Annotated in this window: 6 protein-coding genes; 5 read left to right on the top strand and 1 reads right to left on the bottom strand. The window is 68.9% G+C overall.

All coding sequences use genetic code 11. From position 1 onward, the window contains the following. Positions 1-148: 148 nt before the first annotated feature. The 5 genes from QM638_RS10620 (at position 149) to QM638_RS10600 (ending at position 3,276) form a co-directional block, all read left to right on the top strand. The gene (locus tag QM638_RS10620) at positions 149-421 is read left to right on the top strand and encodes a hypothetical protein (RefSeq protein ID WP_415141944.1); all 273 of its coding nucleotides are present in this window, start codon (positions 149-151) and stop codon (positions 419-421) included. After that, entirely contained in the window at positions 421-1,809 is a 1,389-nt protein-coding gene (locus tag QM638_RS10615) for a hypothetical protein (protein ID WP_415141943.1), read from the top strand. Before QM638_RS10620 ends, QM638_RS10615 begins: the two co-directional genes overlap by 1 nt. 104 nt (positions 1,810-1,913) lie before the next feature. Further along, a complete protein-coding gene (locus QM638_RS10610) occupies positions 1,914-2,177 on the top strand; it encodes a hypothetical protein (protein ID WP_415141942.1) in 264 nt (87 codons plus the stop codon). Continuing rightward, entirely contained in the window at positions 2,174-2,623 is a 450-nt protein-coding gene (locus QM638_RS10605) for a hypothetical protein (RefSeq protein WP_415141941.1), read from the top strand. The genes QM638_RS10610 and QM638_RS10605 overlap by 4 nt, the downstream gene beginning before the upstream one ends. After that, positions 2,620-3,276, top strand: a complete 657-nt coding sequence (locus QM638_RS10600; protein WP_415141940.1) for a hypothetical protein — start codon at positions 2,620-2,622, stop codon at positions 3,274-3,276. The genes QM638_RS10605 and QM638_RS10600 overlap by 4 nt, the downstream gene beginning before the upstream one ends. Here the strand turns inward: QM638_RS10600 and QM638_RS10595 are convergent. Further along, the gene (locus QM638_RS10595; protein ID WP_415141939.1) at positions 3,260-3,700 is read right to left on the bottom strand and encodes a TY-Chap domain-containing protein; all 441 of its coding nucleotides are present in this window, start codon (positions 3,698-3,700) and stop codon (positions 3,260-3,262) included. The two genes, QM638_RS10600 and QM638_RS10595, sit on opposite strands and share 17 nt — an antisense overlap. Positions 3,701-4,085 lie beyond the last annotated feature (385 nt).

The raw sequence follows: 4,085 nt of genomic DNA, 5'->3' as shown, positions 1-4,085 counted from the left end.
GGCGTTCTGGCGGGTGGATTCCTCGGTCGGTGGCGGGTCGTGGACGCCGTTCACGAGGTTCACCAAGTCGCAGGTCACCCGGGTGCCGGTGACCGAGATCCAGACCCTGGTCGTCTCCTGACCCCGGCCACGAAGCGAGGGAGTCCCGATGAGCAGCTATGTGGGCGGTGACCCGGAGTCGATGACCGGCGGTGCTCGGTCGATCCACACCGCGGCGGGCAAGGTCGAGGGCATCGGGCGGGCGATCGCTTCCGCGACGTCGGACGCAGCTGCTGGCTATCACGACCTCACCGTTGCGCTGAAACGGATCGGTGCCGCCACGAGCACTGCAGTCGAGGACCTCGGGACCCAGACGAAGATTGCGGCCGCATTGGCGGACTCCGCAGCACACGACATCACCGTCGCGACGGGTGGTGGCTGATGGTTGACGGCTTTGACTACCCCGAGGGCGATCCTTCCGCGCTCAAGCGTGCCGCGAGGATGCTCGCAACGCTGCACGCCGACTTGGGCACGCATTCCACGAGTATCGCCGAAGGCGTTCACACCGCCTCATCGACCTGGAAAGCGCCTCGCAAGGCGGATTTCCTCAACGCTGGCACTGGCATCCTCGGCGCGCTCGATGGCGCAGGCTCAGTTCTTCAGGGCGCGGAACACCAACTCTCGGGCTATGCCGGTCGACTTGAGCGGGCGCGCACCGACATCGACGACCTGAAACGCCGCGCCCAACGCCATCTTGACGATGTCGCCGACGTCGCGCCACATGATCCGGGAAGCGCCATGATGCACAGCCACGCGGCGGGTGCTGTCAGCAGGCTCCGCGATGAGGCCCAGGACATTCGCGACAGGACGAGGCACGATGCGAGCGCCACCGCGGCCGCACTTAACTCCGGAACGAGTCTGATCTTGCCGGATGCCGCCCCTCTCACGCCCGACCAGGTCGCGCACCGGGTCCACGGCCAGGCGAAGCTGGGCGCCGCCCGCAACGCGCTTATCGACGGAAGGCTGACCGCTGAGGACGCGTGGCAGGCACTGTCTGGTGTGGCCAAGGCGGGCGCGTCGCTGGGAGACAAATTCGTCACGGAATGGGCCGGGTTCAAGCCCCCGGACAAGGGTGGCGCCATCGCGACGACGCTCTACGCTCTCGGCCAGGCACAGTTCGCTGCGTCGACGGTCACCGGCTGGATGGCGGACCAGCGGTTCTCGCACTTCCGTCCGATCGATGCTGCTGGACGTACGGTGACGAAGACGGGACTGAGTTTCTGGGAGCGTCTCCGGTACGGCGCCGGACGGTTCCCGACCAGAGATGGGCTGAACCCGCTCGAGCGGCTGGCCGGCTTCGACCCAAAGGGTCATTTCAGTGCCCGCCCGTGGCAGGGTGCCGCAGCCGAGCGATGGGGCACTGCTGGAAAGTGGCTCTCGCGAGGCGGGACCGCGGTGACGTTCGCTACGTCGGCATGGGGCGAGTGGGACAACAGTGCGGGCTATCCCACCGACGAGCGAGCCGGGCGTGCCGCAACCGTTGGCGTGACGACAGCTGCGGGCGCCTGGGCGGGTGCCGAAGTCGGGGCATGGGCCGGTGGCGCAATCGGAACGGCAATCTGCCCCGGAGTCGGCACTGTTATCGGCGCTGGGGTCGGCGGCCTCATCGGCGGCTTCGCCGGCTCCACGGCGGGGCAGTGGGTCGGCGACCAACTCAAGGACGTCGGAGGCGCCGTGGGTGACGCCGTGGGCGACGGGGTCGAAGCGGCTGGTGACGCGTTCGGCGACGCTGCCGATGCTGTCGGTGACTTCGTCGGAGGGTTGTTCTGATGGGGACGAGCATCACGTCGTACGCCTGTCTTGGAGTCGGGGTCCTGCTCACCTCCCTGGCTGTGTGGCAGCGGGCCGGTCGGGTACGGAGTGCGCGTGCGTGGATGAGAAGCGCGAGTGAAGGAGGCCTGCGACTCGCCCTGTTCGTTCTCCCCGGGATCGGCCTGTTGGCGCTCGCGCTCGGGCTGTCGCCGTGGGCTGACGGAGTGCCCGTGGTTGGGCTGCTGCTCGGGGTGCTCGTCGTGGTCGGCGGGTGGTGCCTCCTCGGCTGGGGGATGATGCGGTTGCCATACCCGTGCTGGGCGGTGCCCAGGTGGGCACGGGAGACCGTCGCGCGGAGGTTCGAGAAGGAGGGGTGGCTGCGGTGAGGGTCGCCCACGACGGCGTCGCCTTCCAAGCCCCGGATGGGTGGGACGTGGTTCGCCCGGCTGCGGACGCGACGATCGTCATCGAGCCGGATCGAGCCGACGGAGGGTTCCGCGCCAACCTCGTCCTCATTGTGGGTGACGATGGGGATCTCAGTTTCCGCGACTGGCAGAACGGCACCGATGTCTTGTTGCGTCATGAGTTGGTCGACTTCCTGCTGCTCGACCTGGAACGGCTCGACGTGGCCGGCCACCCGGGTGGCCGGCGGCTGGCCCACCACACCGGCCGGGAGGGGGCCGGCCTGGTGACGGAGCAGTGGTTCACCCAGGTGGACCGCACTGGTTACACCTTGACTGCGACGGTCGACTCGCTGCGCTATCCGCTCCTCGCCATCCCATTCGACGAGTGCGCTGCCAGCCTGATTCTCCCGGGGGAGGCCCCGGGATGACTCTCAGGGTGTGCGACGGCGAACTGCACATCGACCCGACCGCGTGGATCGAGTTGGTCGGCACTGAGCCGTCACCAGAGGCGCTCGATGTAGCGCGACAGGTGCCCGGCGGGGAGCAGGCATTGGCGGCCGGCTCCCGTCCGCTCGCCGTCGTCCAGCTCGAGACGGCTACTCCGACCGGCGTCTGGAACCACGAGGTGTGGCTGGGCGCCGACGCCGCCGCGTTATTGGTCCACACGGCAGAGGGCCAGGATCGGCACCTGATCCCTCTTCGTCATGATCAGGTCGCAGCGGCGCTGGCCCGGTTGGCCGGGGTGGGACCGAGAGACCCGATGCCCGACGACATGGACCGTCGAACGCGCGAAGTCGGGATGGAGGAGATCGAGGCCTGGTTCGTCGCCGACCGCGATGTACGGCGCGGGAGGCTGGCGCCCTTCGGCGCGGATCGGGCCTGGCGGCTGGTGGCTCACGCGGTGGGGTCGCTCCATGAGCCGATCGTGTTGGGGATCGCCGACGGCGCCAACGGTGGTCCCTGGCGACTGGAGTCGGGCGGGGACGGGTTCGTCGCCGTTCCCGTCACCCCAACCGCCGTCTTCCGTGAACTGGCATCGGTCGTGCCACTCCTCGGGCAGGACATCACGCCGAGCCGGTGACGCGCCAGGTCCAGGCGGCGTCCGCCTTGGCGCCGATCAGTTCGAGCGACTGCACGCAGAGGTCGGCCAGGGGCTCGAGCTCGTCGGGGTCCGCGTCGTACACGTAGTTGTCGGTGCCCCACCGCGCCGGCTGGGTGGCGGGGTCGGACCAGCCCAGCGCCATCAGCTCCGCGTGTGCCGATTCGCTCACGACCCGGTACGCCCCGGAGACGCACTCGGCGCGCACGACCTCCTCCCAGCGCTGGAACTGCAGATAGCAGCCGGGCACTGCCCTCGGACGGTTGGCTGTGAACTGCCACCACTTCCGGGCGGGCGCCGGACTCGGCTCCGGATCGGGTTCGCTCACCAGCAGGCTCGCGCCGACCGGGAGTTCGGAGAGCTCACGGAGGAGCCGGTGACCGAACGCCTGCCAGCCGTTACCCATGGGCTCGAGACTACCCAGGCTGCGCCGCGACCGCTTCCTGTCCGCGGTCGCGGTCATGGGCGGTCTGCGTTCAGGTGGGGCGAGCTACTTGATGGCGTTGAGCCTCCTGCTCGGTAGCGAAGTCGCAGCGGGTCTTGAGGTCACCGTCGACGTCCGGGCTGGTGGTCGAGCCGCCTGATACAGCGTGACCGCAGGGGTGAAGGTGAAGGGAGTCACCTGGTGAGTCTGCTGTGGCGCGTGTTCGTGGCCTCGGATGCGTATCCGGTGGAGGTCACGGCGTTCTGGCGGGTGGATTCCTCGGTCGGTGGCGGGTCGTGGACGCCGTTCACGAGGTTCACCAAGTCGCAGGTCACCCGGGTGCCGGTGACCGAGATCCAGACCCTGG

Source organism: Nocardioides sp., from assembly GCF_047606145.1.
GTDB lineage: Bacteria > Actinomycetota > Actinomycetes > Propionibacteriales > Nocardioidaceae > Nocardioides.
The sequence above is the reverse complement of the archived record's forward strand: the minus strand, read 5'-3'. Positions and strand labels throughout refer to the sequence as shown.

What these genes read in the sequence shown, in the direction of transcription:
- QM638_RS10615 (WP_415141943.1), top strand. Translation starts at nt 421, where the DNA reads ATGGTTGACGGCTTTGACTACCCCGAGGGCGATCCTTCCGCGCTCAAG.
- QM638_RS10620 (WP_415141944.1), top strand. Translation starts at nt 149, where the DNA reads ATGAGCAGCTATGTGGGCGGTGACCCGGAGTCGATGACCGGCGGTGCT.
- QM638_RS10610 (WP_415141942.1), top strand. Translation starts at nt 1,914, where the DNA reads ATGAGAAGCGCGAGTGAAGGAGGCCTGCGACTCGCCCTGTTCGTTCTC.
- QM638_RS10600 (WP_415141940.1), top strand. Translation starts at nt 2,620, where the DNA reads ATGACTCTCAGGGTGTGCGACGGCGAACTGCACATCGACCCGACCGCG.
- QM638_RS10595 (WP_415141939.1), bottom strand. Translation starts at nt 3,700, where the DNA reads ATGGGTAACGGCTGGCAGGCGTTCGGTCACCGGCTCCTCCGTGAGCTC.